Here is a 17,179-nt window from a genome sequence, read left to right as displayed (position 1 = left end):
GAGCCCTCAAAGCCCCGCGCCGAAGCGCGATTGATTCGGCGGGAATAAGGCGCTCTACCTGTGGCTTTGTCACCAGTTCCGCAGGTTTTTGGGCCATTGGTTCCAGCTTGTGAACAAGCAATCGAAAAGAATGACGAAAACAAGGCGGCACAGATGCGGCGCGTTTGCGGCACTATTGTCTCTCTGCGCGAAACAGTCGTGAGTAAGGTTCAAAGGGCGCGGTCGCATTTTGGTGTTAATTTTCCTTAATCCTATGGCAAATTGAGATTTCGCCGAAGGATGGCGGGGAAACAATCGCCCCCGTGAGATCGGCTAAACCACCTGAATTGCGGCAAAACTTCATTTGGTTCCGGCAATTTTCGAACATTTTTTCCTTTGTCCATTCGTATAGGAGGGCTATTCCTATAGATGCCCAACTGGGGGGCACAGAAGTCTGTAGGTCACGGGGGCGGCCGCATTAAGCGCATCAAGGATGCGGGAAATGTGGGTACGCCGCAAAATTTGCGACCGTAAACACAATATACCGGGGAGGGGTTCTTCTCGGGTGTGGGCCTTGTTCGGGCTCTTCCCCTTCGTTGGCGCAAGGATGCGTGTCGCCCGATCTGGATTTCAGCCAGCGGGGCGCGTGTGAACGGAGGGAGAGACGATATGATACATAAGCGACAGGCCCTGCCACTGGCCTTCTGCGGGGCAAGAAATGCCCGGTTCGACCGCTCTGCCGTTCGGCGCTCCATTCATCAGATTGAAACAGCATCCACTTCCAAGACGGCCGCGTTGCGCGCCGCGTGCAACACCGCTCAGGAGAATTCACAATGATTAGAACACTTGATTTCAACGCGTTCAGCGCAGGCACCATCATTGACGACGAATATGCGGACCTGGGCGTTACGGTTTCGGCCAGCGGCGGCTCTGGCGATGCGATGATCTTTGACAGCGCCAACCCCACGGGTGGCGACAGCGATCTGGCCTCCGACACGCTTGAAGGTCTGCTGATCGTCTCTGAAGACGGCGACCAGAGCGACCCGGACGACAACGCCGGCGGCGGCAGCCTGTTCTTTGATTTCGATGACATGGTGCGCATGAAGGGCGTGACCTTCAAAGACATCGAAGAGACCGGCGGCGAGGGCACCCGTGTCATCTTTTACGATGACAATGGCGACGTGATCCAGAACCACTACGTTCAGCCCACCGGCGATGGCGGCGAGCGTTTCGTTCAGTTCAACATCGACGGCGTGTCGCGCTTTGAAGTGCGCTTCGAAGGCTCCGGCGCGATCGACAACGTGATCTTCGACGACGACAAGCCAGAGGGCGGCGGCAATGACGCGCCCGTGGCCGAAGACGATGTGCTTGAGATCGACGAAGACACCTCAGGCACCGTCGACGTGCTGGGCAATGACAGCGACAGCGATGGCGACACGCTGACCGTCACGATGGCAACCTGCCCGGCCGGGCCTGTTGTGATCAACGACGATGGCACGCTGACCTTCACGCCGGACGCGGATTTCAACGGCGACACGACCATCACCTACACCGTGGATGACGGCAATGGCGGCACCGACACTGGCACCGTGAATGTCACCGTGAACCCGGTAAACGATGCGCCCGAGGCCAATGACGACACGGCCAGCACCACCGGCACCGAAGCGGTCGTGATCCCGGTTCTGGACAACGACACCGATGTGGATGGCGACACTTTGAGCGTTGCAGATGCCTCCAGCGACGATGGCACCGTGACCATAAACGACGATGGCACCATCACCTTTGTCGCCAATGACGGTTTCACCGGCGACGCGACGATCACCTACACCGTGTCCGACCCCGATGGTCTGACCGACGAAGGCTCGGTGACTGTCACCGTGGGTGACGGCGATCCGACCCGCGACGGCTATGTCGACGGCACCGCAGGCGATGACATGATCGACACCGCCTATACCGGCGACCCCGATGGCGACATGATCGACAACGACGATGCAATCCTGCCCGGTGCCGAAGGCGATGACGACTATGTCCGCGCTGGCGACGGTGACGACACCATTTTGGCGGGCGACGGCGATGACATTGTCGAGGCCGGTGCCGGCTCTGACGTGGTTGAGGGCGGTGAGGGTGACGACATGATCACCACCGGCAACGATGATATCGCGCCTGATCTGGGCTACCCGGAAAGCGACAGCGACAGCTTGAGCTTTGACCCCGATGCCGATCCCGAGAACGACCGCGACTCCGTCGATGGCGGCGCGGGCAATGACACCATCTCGACCGGCGACGACCGTGATACCATCACCGGCGGCACCGGCGATGATGTGATCGACGCGGGCATCGACAACGATATGGTTGATGGCGGCGATGGCGACGACCGTATCGTCGGCGGCGAGGGCAACGACAGCATCCTTGGCGGCGCTGGCAATGACACGATCTTTGCCGGCAATGATCCCGACCTCGGCCTTGATGTGCTCGACATCCCCGACGAAGAGGATGCGTCCAACCCCTTCACCCCCGACCGTGTCACGGACAACGGGATGGATACGGTCGACGGTGGCTCGGGCAATGACGTGATCTATGGCGCCGATGACGCCGACATGCTGCGCGGCGGCTCGGGCGATGACTATATCGACGGTCAGATCGACGATGACATCATTGAAGGCAACACCGGCAACGACACGCTGCTTGGCGGTCAGGGCGACGACAGCATCTCGGGCGGTCAGGGCAATGATGAGCTTGACGGCGGCACCGGCGATGACACGCTGCGCGGCAACCGTGACGATGACCTGCTGGTCGGCGGCGAAGGCAATGACCTGCTCGACGGCGGCGGCGAGAATGACACGCTGATGGGCGGCGAAGGCGACGACACGCTGCAAGGCGGTCAGGGCGACGATCTGCTCGACGGTGGTGCGGGTGTCGACGTGATGACCGGCGGTGCCGATCAGGACAGCTTCGTCAACGTGAATGCTGGCGATGATGTCGACGGTGGCAGCGCTGGCGTGGACTTTGACACGCTCGACCTGCGCGGCTCGGCCCCTGAGGGTGGTAGCTTCGAGATCACCTATACATCGGACGACCGCGAAGACGGTTTCGTCGACTACTTCAACGAGGATGGCAGCGATGCCGGGCGTCTGAACTTTGTCGAGATCGAGAATGTGATCCCCTGTTTCACACCGGGCACCAAGATCGCCACGCCAAAAGGCGAGGTCCGTGTCGAGGCGCTTGAGGTCGGTGACCGGGTCATCACCCGCGACAACGGCATCCAGACAATTCGTTGGGTCGGCGCACGTGAGATGACCGGCGCCGAGTTCGAAATGGCCGCCCATCTCAAGCCGGTGCTGATCCGCAAGGGCGCGCTTGGCAACGATCTGCCCGAGCGTGACATGATGGTCAGCCCCAACCACCGCGTCTTGGTCGCCAACGAGAAAACGGCGCTCTACTTCGAAGAGCGTGAAGTGCTGGTTGCGGCGAAACACCTGACCGGCATGGAGGGCATCGACGTGGTCGAGGTCTCTGGCACCACCTACATCCACGTGATGTTTGACCGCCATGAGGTGATCTTGTCGGATGGCACATGGACCGAGAGCTTCCAGCCTGGTGACATGTCGCTGGCCGGTATTGGCGAAGAGCAACGCAACGAGATTCTCGAACTCTTCCCCGAGCTTGCGACAAAGGACGGCATCGAAGGCTACACCGCCGCCCGCCGGTCGCTGAAAAAGCACGAGGCCAGCTTGCTGGTGAAATAATCCCGTAAGGTCGGGACGCGATGCAACTTGGAAACGGGGCGGGTGACCGCCCCGTTTTCTTTTGTGGGGTTATTCCTGCGGCTTTCGCCACGCGGCCCAATCTTCGGGCGTGTCGAGGTCGAGCCGCGCGCGTTGACCGGGCAGGGGCACCATCTGCACCCGCGCCCCTGCGCCGCGCACCACCGCGCGGCCCCCATCATCGCCACTCAGCCGTTTGAGTTGGTCAAACAGCGCGGCGGCAAAGATGATCGGATGCCCCGGCCTGCCATCCTCTGTCGCGGCGCGCCAGACCAATGTCTCACTGCTAAGATCGACCGAAGCCGTAAGGCGGGCCAGATCGCGGGGCTCAAGCTCTGGCATGTCGGCCAACATCACCATGGCCGCCGCCGTGTCCGGGGGCAGGTCCGCAAAGGCGCGGCGCAGGCTGGCGCCCATGCCCTCGGCCGCGTCGGGAATGGGAAGCGGCGTGATATCCAGCCCGGTCAAGGCCGTGTAGCGCGGATGCGGCGCGGGCGGCAGGGCGACGGTCACGGGGCCGACGCTTAGCGCCAACCGCGTCTGACGGCGCAGCAGCGGCTGGCCGTCCACGTCTTCCATCAATTTGTCGCGCCCCCGCATCCGGGAAGAGGCTCCGGCAGCGAGGAGGATCACAGGCAGAGAGGCTTTTGTCATGACGTCAGACTACCGGGCGTGGCGCGCGGGGATAAGGGCTTTCTTGCACCTTCTAAGGGGGCGGACCTCAACGCCGTCAAGGGATGTAAATTCCTGCTAAACCACCGTTGGCAGGGCGCTTTTTCGTGCTACCCTTGGCTCATGAACATCAAAGACTTGATCCCGCACACACTGTTTCGCAAAGCCCGCGAATATTCTCGTAAACTTTGGGTGCGGGTGGTCGTCATGGGGCTGTTGGCCTTTGTCGCCCTTGGGATGACGCAGCTGTTTGAACCCTTGGTGCCCAAGGAGGTCGCCACACGTTTGACGGGCGAGGCGGCGGATCGGCTTTTGCAGATCATCGCGGATGCGATGCTTGCGGTTACGATCTTTTCGATCACCATCATGGTCACGGTCTACCGCTCTACCTCGGCCCAATTCACGCCGCGGGCGCATCGGCTGATCATTCAGGACCGGACCACCCAGAACACCCTTGCCGTTTTCATCGGGGCCTATGTCTATGCGCTGGTTGCGATCATCATGCGCGAGTTGGGCATCTATGTCGACGAACGCTCTTTCGTGCTGTTCCTGACCACGGTGATGGTGCTGGCAATCATCGTGATCTTTCTGATCCGTTGGGTGCTTCATCTGCAAAGTTTCGGCAGCCTGATCGACACCACGCGCCAGATCGAAGCCGTAACCACATCGCTGTTCAAGGAGCGGCTAAAGACCCCCTGCATGGGCGGCCACCCTCTGACCGGCCCCCCGCCCGAAAACGCCCGCCCGATCTTTGCCCCCGAGAGCGGCTATATCAAACATATTTACCCCGAGGCGCTGGACCAGCAGGCGCGCGACCATGGGGTGGCGATCTATCTTACCCGGCGCATCGGCGATTTCGTCTTTGTCGGAGAGCCTTTGGTTATGGTCACCCAGCAGGGCAACCCGCAGGACGCGGAGCATGACTGGGACAGCCTTGAGCAAAAGGTTTTCGACACCGTGCAACTGGGCGATCTGCGCACCTTTGACCAAGACCCGCGCTTTGGCCTGCGGGTGCTGGGAGAGGTCGCCTCCAAAGCGCTGTCGCCGGGGATTAATGACGGTGGCACGGCGATTGATGTCATCACCCGCATCGGGCGCATCCTGTCTTATTATTCGGACGAGGCGAAGCCGGGCGGCAAGGTCAATCTGCCCAACCTGTATATCGCGCCGATCTCGTCGGATGCCCTGATCGAAGACGGCTTTGGCGCGCTGGCCCGGGATGGGGCCTCGGTCGTTGAGGTGCAGATGGCCTTGCAAGAGGTGCTTGCCGGGCTGATGCACCACCCTGACCCCGGCCTTGCCGCCTCGGCCCGGGACGCGGCAGAGAACCACCTGCGCCGCGCTTTCGAAGAGGTGCCCTTTGGCCCCGACCGGGCGCGGATCTGGGCCGCCGCATGCAAAGAGGTGCGCGCGGCGGTTGAGACACCGGACTAAGCGGAGCTCAGAGGGGGCGAATTTTTAACTGCGTGATGCGGTTTCCGTCCCGTTCCATCACTTCGAACCGGAAGTTGTGGAAAGAGAACACCTGCCCCACGGTGGGGATCATCTGCGCTTCGTGGATCACCAGCCCGGCCACGGTATTGGCCTCATCATCGGGGAGGGACCAGTCGGTGGCGCGGTTAAGATCGCGGATCGTCATGGCCCCTTCGACCATCAGATGCCCGTCTTCGGACTGTTTGAGCGGGTGATCTGCGTCGGGGTCGAATTCGTCTGTAATCTCGCCCACGATCTCTTCGAGGATGTCTTCGAGCGTGATCAGCCCTTGCAGGGAGCCATATTCATCCACCACCAGCGCAAAATGCGTGCGGCGGCGCAAAAACTGGCGCATCTGTTCATCGAGGGTGGAGGTTTCGGGAACGAAATAGGGTTTCATCACCACATCGGCCACGTTGAACCCCTTGAGCGCCGCCGCATTGCCGTTGGGACCTCCGATCAGCTTGTACATGGCGCGCAGCAGGTCCTTGGCGTGGATCACGCCGATGATGTTTTCCGGATCATCGCGGAAGACGGGCAGGCGGGTGTGGTTGGATTGCAGGCATTTTTCCATGATGTCGGTCGGATCGCTATCCGCATCGATCATCTCGATCCCCGAACGATGCAGCATGACCTCTTCGACCGCGCGTTCGCGCAGGTCGAGCGCGCCCAAGATACGGTCACGGTCTTCCTTTTCGACCACGCCTTCGGAATGGCCCAGCTGCAAGGCGCCGGCGATCTCTTCGCGGACGGCCAGAATGTTGCTGTCCGGGTCAATCTGAACGCCGAAAAGCCGCAGCACCCCGCGCACGAAATAGCGCACCGCCGTCACCACGGGCGAGAAGACAAGCACCACGATGCTGATCGGGCGCGAGACCAGCGCCGCCGCCGTTTCGGCATTGGTGATGGCATAGGTCTTTGGCAGCACTTCTGAGAAGACAAGCACCAGAAGCGTCATCACCAGCGTCGCCAGCGCCACGCCGCTTTCGCCGAAAAGCCGGGTGAACAGCGCCGTCGCCATGGAGGCGGCAAGGATGTTGACCAAGTTGTTGCCCAGCAGGACCGAGCCGATCAGCCGCTCGTTATCCTCGGTGATTTTGAGCGCCCGGATCGCCCCGCTTGCCCCTTTGTCGGCCTGCGCGCGCAGCTTCCCGCGCGAGGCGGCGGTCAGCGCCGTTTCGGACCCCGAAAAGAAGCCCGACAGGACGAGGAGAAACAGGATAATTCCGGTACTGATCCAGAATGCGGTGTCAAAAAGGGCGGGGCCCGTTTCCATGAGGTCTAAATCCATCCATTATGTGTTGCGAATGTTATGGGCGCAGGGGCTGCGTCATTCAAGGGTCGCAACGGGTGAGGGTGGTGTGATGCAGGCGAAAATCAACTGTGCAGAGCTCGGGGTTCTGGACGGGCCGCTGCTGTTGTTCGGCGGGCCCTATTCCAACCTTCAGGCGGTAGCAGCGCTGGCGGATTTTGCCGCCGCGCGCGGCATCGGCGGGGATCAGATGATCTGCACCGGGGATATCGTCGCCTACTGCGGGGCACCAAGCGAAAGCGTGGCGGCGATCCGGGCGCTTGGCTGTGCTGTGGTGGCCGGGAATTGCGAGTTGCAACTGGCCAGCGGGGCCGAGGATTGCGGCTGCGGTTTCGCGCCGGGCAGCAGTTGCGACATGCTTTCGGGCGCGTGGTACGCCCATGCCGCGCAGGCGCTGGACGCGGAGGCGAAGACGTGGATGGGATCACTGCCGGATGTGGCCGTGTTTCTGCATCAAGGGCAGCGCTACGGGGTGCTTCACGGCGGGGTGCGCGATGTGGCGCGGTTCATCTGGTCAGAGAGTGCAGGGGCGGTGTTCGAGGAAGAGTGGCGCGCCTTGGAGGAGGTCACAGGCCCCGTCGATCACATCATCGCCGGGCATTCCGGTCTGCCCTTTATCCGCAAGACGGCGCGCGGGCGCTGGATCAATGCAGGGGTGATCGGCATGCCGCCCCACGACGGCGGCCAGCAAACGCGGGTGGCCGTGTTGGACGGGGGCGAAGTGCGGTTTCACCGGCTTAGCTATGATGTGGCAGGGGCCGTGGCCGACATGGCGAAGGCCGGTCTGCCGCGCGCCTATGCCGACGCGCTGCAAAGCGGTTACTGGCCGTCGGAAGACGTGCTGCCACCGGGGTTGCGCGTGCCGTCCTTGGCCAGAGGGTGACGCTCTAGCACGAGGTCCGACAGGCGCTCTTCTAGCACATGGGTATAGATCTCGGTCGTGGCGACATCGGCATGGCCCAGCATGGTCTGGATCGCGCGCAGGTCTGCGCCGTTGGCCAGCAGATGCGTTGCGAAGGCATGGCGCAGGGTGTGCGGCGTGACCTTTTCAGGGGGCACGCCCCCGGTCACGGCGAACTCCTTGATCAACAGATAGAACCGATGCCGCGTCAGATGGCCCGTTGCCCCGCGCGACGGGAAGAGATGCCGTGCGGGCGGTTTGCCTTTGGCTTGGGCCGCCTCATCCGCCTTGTCACGCACCACCAGCCATGCCGCCAGCGCATCGCGCGCAGGTTCCGACAGGGGCACCAGCCGCTCGCGGCCCCCCTTGCCCGAAATCAGCAGCAGGCGCGGATCGCCGCGCGCGGCGCTGACCGGCAGGCTGACCAATTCGCTGACCCGCATGCCAGTGGCATAGAGCAGTTCCATCAGGCAGGTGTTGCGCAGCTGGTCCGCCAGCGCCCGGCCTGAGTTGCGCGCGGCATCCAAAAGCCGGTCGACCTCTTCCTCAGAGAGAATCTTGGGCAGACGTTTGTCTTGCCCCGGTCCGGCGATTTGCACCGCTGGATTGTCTTCGCGCAGCCCTTCCTCAAAGGCAAAGCGGTAGAGCTGTTTGATCGCCGAAAGCCGCCGCGCGCGGGTGGATTTGGCCAGCCCCTGCGCATCACAATAGACAAGGTAATCCTCAACCTCGCCGCGGCTGGCGGTGAGGAAATCGTGATTGCGCTGCGCCAGAAAGGAATCGAAATCCTTGAGGTCGCGGCCATAGGCCAGCTGCGTATTGGTGGCGGCACCCTGTTCGGCGGCGGCGGCCTCCAGAAAGCTGGAGATCCAATGAAAGGTCGGGGTCTGGGACATCATCATTGCTGGAGCAATACAATCTGCAAGGCGGCACGTCGGGCGGTGTCTTCCAACCCGAGGGCGCGCAGGGTGGCTAGGGCGTCGCGGAGCGCCGATGTGTCACCACTCGCCCCGTCATGCAAGAGCGACAATAGGCGCAAAATCGCCATGCCCAGTTCCTTGTCCCGCGCCAGCGCCATCAGGTCGGCGCGCGGGGTGGGATTGGCGAAAGCATCGTGAACAGCAGCGGCCAAGGGCGCATCCGGGGCGGGGCCTTCGGGGGCATCGCCAACCGCTACGGCGCGCAGCAATTCATCTTCGGGAGACTTGCCGATCACCCGCGCCGCGGCAGCCTCGTAATTGGGCGACAGCAGCGCCACATCCCGCGCCAGACGCGCGGCATGGCCCGCAAGCGGCATGGTCGAGAGGGGTTCGGCAAAGAGCGTGGCAAAGGCCACTTCGAGAGAGGCCTCCCGCATCGCTTCCCATGCAGGCGGCAGGGTCTTGGCCACCGCCTCTGCGCTGCTGGTGCGCAGGGCTGTCTCAAAGCGTTGCAGCGCCGCGACACGGTCCCAGACGCCCCCCGATGCGGCGGGCTGGCGGTCTGTGTACAGCCCCAGCAGCAGGTTGTCGGGCAGGGCGCCCGCGCGGGTCAGCCGTTCGGCGGCCTCAAGCTGGGCTTTCCATCCGGCGATGTCGCGCAGATCGGCCACCGCATAGGGGCGCGGCAGGATGTTGGAGGGCAGCGGCTCACCAATGGTTTCGAACAGGCGGAAGGTCATCGGGTCCATCTGGCGCGGCACGCGCAGCGGTTCGGCCCCTTCGTAGAAATCCGGGTTGAGGAAACGATCAAAGAGTTCAAGCTGTGCCTCTGGCAACAGGCCAAGCGCCTGCGCCGAGCCAAAGGTCAGGGCCGCGTTTTCCCAATTGCCCGCCCGGGCGTTGCAGAAGATCCGAGTGCCATAGTCATGGGTCAGATGCGGGGATTTCATCAGCCGCTCGCAGACGCGGTGTTCGGTGCCGGTGAGCAGGGAAAGCTGCATCCACAGGTCGAAATGCGCGGTCGAGGTGGTCACCCCGGCCTGTTCGATCAGCGACAGCGCCGGATCGAGCGCGCCAAGCTCCATCAGTTTTTCGCCCCGCGCCAGTGCCAATAGATCGCCATTGCGCGCCTCGCCCTGCGGGGCCTGCGCCTCAGCCAGAAGCACGGTATAGAGCAAGGCCTGCGCGGCGGGCAGATGCAGGTCGGGCAGGTTGCGAATACGCTCGATCAGGGCGGTGGTATCGCTGCCCATCCAGATGTCCCCACGCAGCCCGGTGACCGAACCGGGCACCAGCCCGATGCGGCGCGGCGCGCCATCGCCCAGTGGGGTGACCTGCACCTCGGGGGGCAAAGCGTTGTTGGCGACAGGCGGTTCCGCCACCCGGCCCGGATTGGGCGGGCGTTTGGGGCGGTTTTCAGGCGGCGATTGCGCCCCGAGCCAGTCGATCACGGAAAGCGGTTGGTCAGTGGCGGCGGGGGGCTTTTCATGTTCCCCGGCCTCTGAGGTTTTGCGCGAATCGCGGCCGAGATTGCGGTCTTCGTCGGATTCGGCCAGCAGGGCACTGGCGCTGACCGAGCAGATCAACGCAGCGCAAAGGGCCAAACCGCGTTTTGACAGCGCGTTTGCCACCCCGCTCAATCCGCTGTCAGCGTGACGGGCTGGCGTGTCTCAATCTGTTCGGGCGAAAAGTCCACGCCAAAGAAGGGCCCGACGTAGGCATAGCCCACCAGCCCGATGAAGCCGACAATCAATAGAAATATCAAAAGCTTAAAAAGTTTACCCATGATTAATGCCTGCCCGGAATTCTGCTATTTTGCCAAACTATATATGGCCTTTCCGGCAAGATCACGTCATTCAGAGAAAAATGAGCGGAATTAAGCACAGCATAACCGATGGCGAAGAAATGCCGCCCCGTTACCGTCTGAACAAGACGGTGGCGCTGGTTGGCATGATGGGGGCGGGGAAGACGGCGGTGGGGCGTGCGGTCTCGGCCAAGCTGGGCGCGCCCTTTCTGGACAGCGATGCCGAGATTGAGGCGGCGGCCAATCTGAGCGTGCCCGAGATCTTTACCCGCGACGGAGAGCCGTTCTTTCGCAAACGCGAGACAGAGGTCATCGCCCGGCTGCTGGCTGAGGAACGTTGCATCCTGTCCACCGGCGGCGGGGCGTTTCTGGCCGAGGTGAATCGCGACAATATCGCGGCTTATGGTGTGGCGCTCTGGCTGGATGCGGATCTTGATCTGCTGTGGAACCGGGTGCGCTATAAGGACAGCCGTCCGCTGCTGCGCACGGCTGATCCCAAGGCCACGCTGACCGCGCTCTACCGCGACCGGGTGCCGCTTTACCGACTGGCGGATCTGTCGGTGCGCTGTGATCCGCGCCTGTCGATTGACGCCATGGCCAATCGGGTGATCGATAAGCTGCTGACAAGGCCGGATGTTTTGGAGAAATTGGATGCGTGAGACGGTATCCGTGGCCCTGCCGGGGCGGGAATATGATGTAATCATTGGGCCGGGGTTGCTGGCCGATGCGGGCGCGCTGATCGCGCCGCTGCTGCGCCGCAAGCGCGTCGCCGTCATCACCGAAAGCCGCGTGGCGGCGTTGCATTTGCAAGCGCTGCGGGACGGGTTGGCCGCCGAGGGCATCGCGATGTCGGCGCTGGAACTCGCGCCCGGAGAGGGGACCAAGGACTGGGCCAATCTTCAGCGCTCGGTCGACTGGCTGCTCGACGAACAGGTGGAGCGCGGCGATATCGTCGTGGCCTTTGGCGGCGGGGTGATCGGTGATCTGGTGGGCTTTGCCGCTGCCGTATTGCGGCGCGGGGTGCGTTTCGTGCAGATCCCCACCTCTCTTTTGGCGCAGGTCGACAGTTCGGTCGGCGGCAAGACCGGGATCAACGCGCGCCAAGGCAAGAACCTGATCGGGGCATTCCATCAACCCAGCCTCGTGCTCGCCGATACCGAAGTGCTGGGGACCATGCCTCCGCGCGATTTCCTCGCCGGTTATGGCGAGGTCGTGAAATACGGGCTGTTGGGCGATGCGGGTTTCTTTGATTGGCTAGAGGCGCAGGGGCCAGCCCTTGCAGCGGGCGATATGGAAGCTCGGATCGAGGCGGTGCGCCGTTCGGTCCAGATGAAGGCCGATATCGTGGAACGCGACGAGACCGAGCAGGGCGACCGCGCGTTGCTCAACCTCGGCCATACTTTCGGCCATGCGCTTGAGGCGGCGACCGACTATTCCGACCGTCTGCTGCATGGCGAAGGGGTGGCGATTGGCTGTGCGCTGGCCTTTGAGCTTTCCGCGCGGCAGGGCCTATGCCCGCAGGAAGATCCCAGCCGCCTGCGCGCCCATCTGGCGCAGATGGGCATGAAGACCGACCTGCGCGACATCCCCGGCGATCTGCCAGAGGCCGAAGAGTTGCTGCGCCTGATGGGGCAGGACAAAAAGGTTGTCGATGGCCGGTTGCGTTTCGTTCTGGCACGCGGCATCGGCCAAGCCTTTGCCGGGGCCGAGGTCGACAATGCCGATGTGCTGGCCCTGCTGCGCGACGCGCTAAGCGCACGGCAGTGACCCGCGGGGGGCGGGGCCTGGCGGTTTAACTCTGTTCTTTAAGGTGTTGTGCTGCCGAATAAAAAGGGCGGCGCCGCCAAGTCGGATGTTTTGAGACAGGCGTCACCCTGCATGTCTGAACGTCTTGACATGGCGCCCGCGTGGAGCGCCTCTGATCCTGTTGCCAAACTGATGAATGCCCGGCGGGTATCGCGATGGGGAGAGGTCTAATGCGGCGCGGTTAAAGACCTGTCACGGCCGCGGTCGCAGAGTTTGGGCAGGGCGCAACGGCGCCCCGCCCGAAATCGCATAGGGTTTAGAACGGGATCTCGTCATCGAGATCGCGGCTGCCGCCACCGCCGCCACCGCCGCCGCCGCCCGAAGAGGACGGGCCGCTGTCATAGCCGCCGCCGTAGTCATTTCCGCCACCGCCGTAGCCGCCACCGCCGCCACCACCGTAGCCGCCGCCACCACCGCCGCCGGAGCCACCGCCGGGACCGTCGAGCATGGTCAGCGTGCCCCCAAAGCCTTGCAGCACGACTTCGGTGCTATAGCGGTCTGCGCCGGATTGGTCCTGCCATTTGCGGGTCTGCAACTGGCCCTCGATATACACTTTGGAGCCCTTCTTGAGGTATTGCTCGGCCACGCGGACGAGCCCTTCTTGAAAGATCGCCACCGAATGCCATTCGGTCTTCTCGCGGCGCTCGCCGGTGTTGCGGTCTTTCCATGTCTCCGAGGTGGCAATGCGCAGGTTGCACACTTTGCCGCCGTTCTGGAACGACCTCACCTCGGGGTCGCGCCCGAGGTTGCCGATAAGGATCACTTTGTTCACTGAGCCGGCCATCTTGCCCCCTCGTTTATCATTACTGTGTCATTGCGTCGGGCGCGAATCCGAGCGCGCCCAATTCGGCTGTTTATATCGTGCTTGTTCGCCGGATGACACCGGCTTTCCATCCCGCAGCCCATCGCCGCGGCCCGCGAAATGGCCGGGATTTCGGGGGCTGGTAGAAGGGGCGCATTTAAGTATACTGCGCGCAATGCAACGGCAGGGGGCAGATATGCGAAAGACGGGACTTTTGGCCGGTCTGGCCGCGGTGAGTTTGACGGCAGCCGGGATGATCGCGATGGGGGCAGCGCCGGCGGCTGCCGATATGTTTGCCAGCAAAAACCGCGCGGGTTTGTTTTCTTCTCAGAAAAGCATCCTCGATAACCGCGCGTCCAAGCAATATTCCGCCTCCGTTCGGCTGCAACCGCCCAAGGTTGTCACCCCGACGAAATGGGATGCGCCGAAATACAACGGTTCCTACAAAGGGGCCTTTCTGACCCATGCCCGCGCGGCGGCGACCCGGCATGGTATCCCGGTTGATCTGTTTCTGCGGCTGGTTCAGCAGGAAAGCGGCTGGAACCCCAAGGCGCTGTCGCACAAGGGGGCGATGGGATTGGCACAACTGATGCCCCAGACCGCGCAGGCGCTGCGCGTCGACCCGACCGATCCGGTGCAGAATCTTGAAGGCGGCGCGCGCTACCTCAAAATACAGTACCGCGCTTTCGGCAGTTGGGAGCTGGCGCTGGCGGCTTATAACGCGGGGCCGGGGGCGGTTAAGAAATACGGGGGCGTCCCGCCCTATAAAGAAACGCGGAATTACGTTAAAGTGATCACTGGCAGCTAAGTCATTGATATCTATCGGTCCGTATGGCGCGGTGGGCGTTTGTCCGCCTATTTTCACGTGCCTATGCCCCCTTGGCCCGGCGCCCTAGGGAACCGCTGGGGCGATCGTGGGGTTCTTTGATCAGAAACTTTGCAGCGGGAAATTCTCGCCTCAGAGATAAAAGATCAAAGGAGAACGACATGCTGACGAATATGAAAAATATCGCCCTTGCCGCCGGTGTAAGCGTTATTGCGCTGAGCGGCCCTGCTTTTGCCCAAGATAAGATCATGGTCTCGAAAATCGACGTTGAATCCTCTGTCAGCGCGGCTGCAGAGAGCAACGCCATGGACTTCTATCCTGATCTGGAAGAAGATCTGCGCGCCGAAGTGGCAGAGCGTGTGCCGATGAGCAGCGATGGTGCCGATCCGCAGATCAAGATCGATATCCGCAAGATCTCTCTCAACGGCGCAACCATGTTGCCCGACAGTAAAGAATTCAACGAGTTGGAAGGCGTTGTTGATATCACAAGCCCCACCGGTGACAACGCTGGTCTGAGCTTCCCGGTGAAGATTTCGGCCTATAGCGGCGAAGACATCGCACCCGAAGGCTATGTCAATGTGCCGCCGTCAGAGACTGAATTCTACGTGGCGCTCGTGTCGACCTTTGCCGATGTTGTGGCCGAAGGTCTGGCCAACGTGAACACAGCCGGTTCGGCCGTCGACCCCTAAATCCGGCCCTAAATCCGGCCCCTAAAACCGGTTCACGATTACCTCAGGCCGTTTCCCCCTTAAACCGCCTGAGGGAGCAGGCGCGGCTCTTCGGAGCCGCGCCTTTTTCATTCCGCTGCCGTGCCCACTTCGATCACCGGCTCCATCTCGGCGAATTGCTGGGCTGAGAGGTGGCATTTGATCTGATGCCCGTCCGCCATGGTGACCATCGGCGGGACCTCGCGTTCGCAAAGGTCCCCCGGCACTTGTGATTTCCAGCGGCAGCGCGTTTGGAAAGGGCAGCCCGGCGGCGGGTTCATGGCCGAGGGCACGTCGCCTTCGAGGACGATGTGTTTCTTCTTCACCTTGGTGTCGGCAATCGGCACGGCACTCAGCAGCGCCTCGGTATAGGGGTGATAGGGCGGCGAGAAGACTTGATCGGTGTCGCCCAATTCGACCACATGGCCCAGATACATCACCATCACCCGGTCGCTGAGATAGCGCACGATGGAGAGGTCATGGCTGATGAACAAGAGCGTCGTCTTCTGCTCGCGCTGAATCTCCATCAGCAGGTCGGTCACCGCCGCCTGTACGCTCACATCCAGCGCCGAGACAGGTTCATCCGCCACCACGATCCGCGCGTCACCCGCAAAGGCGCGGGCGATGCCGACCCGCTGTTTTTGCCCGCCGGAAAGTTGGCGCGGCATGCGGGTTGCGAATTCACGCGGCAGTTTGACCAGATCGAGCAGTTCCAGCATCCGCTGCTTGCGCTCTTTCTCATTCTTGCCGATGCGGAAAATTTCCAGCGCGCGGATGATCTGCCGCCCGACGGTCATGGAAGGGTTTAGCGTGTCGAAGGGGTTTTGAAAGACCATCTGAACATCGGCGACGTTCTTGGTCGTGCGGTCGTCGATCGGCACCCCGCCGATATCTTTGCCGTCAAGGTAGATGTGCCCCTCGGTCGCCGTCTCAAGCCCCATGAGGACCTTGGCGAAGGTGGATTTGCCGCAGCCCGATTCCCCGACAATGGCGAGGGTTTCGCTCTCATGGGCCTCGAAACTCAACGACTCGTTGGCTTTGACCACCTTGGTATTGCCGCCCCCGAACATGGCATTGGCCGCGACTTGATAGTATTTCTTGAGCTTGTCCATCTTGAGGACGACCTCGCCAACCTCGCCCTTTTCCTTGACCTCGGCCAGTTCCAGCGGTGCCTGCCAGTCGATCTCTTGGAAGCGAATACAGCGGGTTTCGTGCCGGTCGTTGCCGGGCACGCTTTCCATCGGGATCGGCGCGGCATCGCAGCGGCCGGGCATGAAATAATCGCAGCGGGGGCCGAAATTGCAACCGGGCGGGCGTTCATGGGGCAGGGGGAAGTTGCCGGGGATGGCAACGAGCGGGCGCGCGTTTTTGTCGGCGCCGGGCAGGGGGATCGAACGGAACAGCGCCTGCGTATAGGGGTGCTGCATCTCGTCGAAGACATCGTGGATGGAGCCTTTCTCGACCGCTTCGCCGGAATACATCACGCAGATGCGGTCGCAGGTTTCCAGCACCAAGCCAAGATTGTGGGAGATGAACAGCATCGAGGTGCCGTATTTCTTGCCCAAGTCCTTCACCAGCTCCACAACCGCCGCTTCGACGGTCACATCAAGCGCGGTCGTCGGCTCGTCGAGGATCAGGAGCGAGGGTTCGGACATCAGCGCCATGGCGATGACGATGCGCTGCTGCTGCCCGCCCGAGAGTTGGTGCGGGTAGGCTTTCAAGATACGCTCTGGGTCGGGGAGTTTCACATCCGTGACCACCTGAAGCGCCCGCGCATAGGCTTCTTTCTCGGACATGCCCGCGTGGATCATCGGCACTTCCATCAACTGTTTGCCGATGCGCATGGCGGGGTTCAGGCTTGCCATCGGCTCTTGATAGATCATCGCGATTTCGCTGCCACGAATGTCGCGCAGTTCTTCGGGGCTCATCTCGCTCAGGTCGCGGCCCTTGAATTTGATGGAGCCGCCGACAATCCGGCCATTGCGGCCCAGATCCTGCATCACGCCCAGCGCCACGGTGGATTTGCCGCAGCCGCTTTCGCCCACCAGCCCCACAGCTTCGCCCGGTTGGACGCTGACAGAGAAATCCATCACGGCGGGGATCTCGCGCAGGCGGGTGAAGAACGAGATCGACAGGTTGTTGATCTCAAGAATGGGGCCGTCGTAATCAGTCTTTGGCATTTGTCTCTCCCAGTCGGGGGGATCAAAAGGGTC

14 protein-coding genes are annotated in these 17,179 nt (G+C 62.3%); 7 read left to right on the top strand and 7 right to left on the bottom strand.

The window, feature by feature from the left end:
- Positions 1-812: 812 nt before the first annotated feature.
- Positions 813-3,725 (top strand): Hint domain-containing protein, encoded by a 2,913-nt coding sequence (locus K3758_RS10640; RefSeq protein ID WP_259944604.1) that lies wholly within the window; start codon positions 813-815, stop codon positions 3,723-3,725.
- A gap of 69 nt (positions 3,726-3,794) precedes the next feature.
- Here K3758_RS10640 and K3758_RS10635 read toward each other — a convergent pair whose 3' ends face one another.
- Positions 3,795-4,397, bottom strand: coding sequence for an NTP transferase domain-containing protein (locus K3758_RS10635; RefSeq protein ID WP_259944601.1), 603 nt, complete (start codon positions 4,395-4,397; stop codon positions 3,795-3,797).
- A gap of 156 nt (positions 4,398-4,553) precedes the next feature.
- On the opposite strand from K3758_RS10635, the gene K3758_RS10630 reads away from it, so the two are divergent.
- Positions 4,554-5,849: a DUF2254 domain-containing protein gene (locus tag K3758_RS10630; RefSeq protein WP_311201512.1), complete on the top strand. Its 1,296-nt coding sequence runs from the start codon at positions 4,554-4,556 to the stop codon at positions 5,847-5,849.
- Positions 5,850-5,856: 7 nt separating this feature from the next.
- Here K3758_RS10630 and K3758_RS10625 read toward each other — a convergent pair whose 3' ends face one another.
- Complete coding sequence (locus K3758_RS10625; protein ID WP_259944599.1) at positions 5,857-7,164, bottom strand: HlyC/CorC family transporter; 1,308 nt, start codon at positions 7,162-7,164, stop codon at positions 5,857-5,859.
- An 88-nt stretch (positions 7,165-7,252) separates the two neighbouring features.
- Between K3758_RS10625 and K3758_RS10620 the strand changes: the two genes are divergently transcribed.
- Entirely contained in the window at positions 7,253-8,083 is an 831-nt protein-coding gene (locus K3758_RS10620) for a metallophosphoesterase (protein ID WP_259944595.1), read from the top strand.
- Here the strand turns inward: K3758_RS10620 and K3758_RS10615 are convergent.
- The 3 genes from K3758_RS10615 to K3758_RS10605 are packed head-to-tail and all read right to left on the bottom strand — an operon-like array spanning position 8,020 to position 10,807.
- Positions 8,020-9,003, bottom strand: coding sequence for a site-specific tyrosine recombinase XerD (locus tag K3758_RS10615; protein WP_120351225.1), 984 nt, complete (start codon positions 9,001-9,003; stop codon positions 8,020-8,022). The two genes, K3758_RS10620 and K3758_RS10615, sit on opposite strands and share 64 nt — an antisense overlap.
- On the bottom strand, positions 9,000-10,652 hold the full coding sequence (locus K3758_RS10610) for a hypothetical protein (RefSeq protein ID WP_311201511.1): 1,653 nt from the start codon (positions 10,650-10,652) through the stop codon (positions 9,000-9,002). The genes K3758_RS10615 and K3758_RS10610 overlap by 4 nt, the downstream gene beginning before the upstream one ends.
- Positions 10,653-10,657: 5 nt before the next feature.
- Complete coding sequence (locus tag K3758_RS10605; protein WP_007120408.1) at positions 10,658-10,807, bottom strand: hypothetical protein; 150 nt, start codon at positions 10,805-10,807, stop codon at positions 10,658-10,660.
- Between the two features lie 119 nt (positions 10,808-10,926).
- Here K3758_RS10605 and K3758_RS10600 point away from each other — a divergent pair, with 119 nt between their 5' ends.
- Positions 10,927-11,484 carry a shikimate kinase gene (locus K3758_RS10600; protein ID WP_259944588.1) on the top strand — a complete coding sequence of 186 codons (558 nt, stop codon included), beginning with the start codon at positions 10,927-10,929 and terminating at the stop codon, positions 11,482-11,484.
- Entirely contained in the window at positions 11,477-12,592 is a 1,116-nt protein-coding gene (gene aroB / locus K3758_RS10595) for a 3-dehydroquinate synthase (protein ID WP_259944586.1), read from the top strand. Before K3758_RS10600 ends, aroB begins: the two co-directional genes overlap by 8 nt.
- 295 nt (positions 12,593-12,887) lie before the next feature.
- Here the strand turns inward: aroB and K3758_RS10590 are convergent, their stop codons facing one another.
- Positions 12,888-13,415, bottom strand: coding sequence for a single-stranded DNA-binding protein (locus K3758_RS10590; RefSeq protein ID WP_259944585.1), 528 nt, complete (start codon positions 13,413-13,415; stop codon positions 12,888-12,890).
- A 280-nt stretch (positions 13,416-13,695) separates the two neighbouring features.
- Between K3758_RS10590 and K3758_RS10585 the strand changes: the two genes are divergently transcribed.
- Both K3758_RS10585 and K3758_RS10580 read left to right on the top strand, forming a co-directional pair.
- Positions 13,696-14,241, top strand: coding sequence for a lytic transglycosylase domain-containing protein (locus tag K3758_RS10585; protein ID WP_120352218.1), 546 nt, complete (start codon positions 13,696-13,698; stop codon positions 14,239-14,241).
- A gap of 179 nt (positions 14,242-14,420) precedes the next feature.
- Positions 14,421-14,948 carry a hypothetical protein gene (locus tag K3758_RS10580; RefSeq protein ID WP_259944581.1) on the top strand — a complete coding sequence of 176 codons (528 nt, stop codon included), beginning with the start codon at positions 14,421-14,423 and terminating at the stop codon, positions 14,946-14,948.
- 107 nt (positions 14,949-15,055) lie between these two features.
- Here K3758_RS10580 and K3758_RS10575 read toward each other — a convergent pair whose 3' ends face one another.
- Entirely contained in the window at positions 15,056-17,146 is a 2,091-nt protein-coding gene (locus K3758_RS10575; RefSeq protein ID WP_259944579.1) for an ABC transporter ATP-binding protein, read from the bottom strand.
- Positions 17,147-17,179: the final 33 nt, after the last annotated feature.

The organism is Sulfitobacter sp. W002 (genome assembly GCF_025142135.1).
Classification (GTDB): domain Bacteria; phylum Pseudomonadota; class Alphaproteobacteria; order Rhodobacterales; family Rhodobacteraceae; genus Sulfitobacter; species Sulfitobacter profundi.
This window is presented reverse-complemented; position numbering and strand designations above follow the sequence as displayed.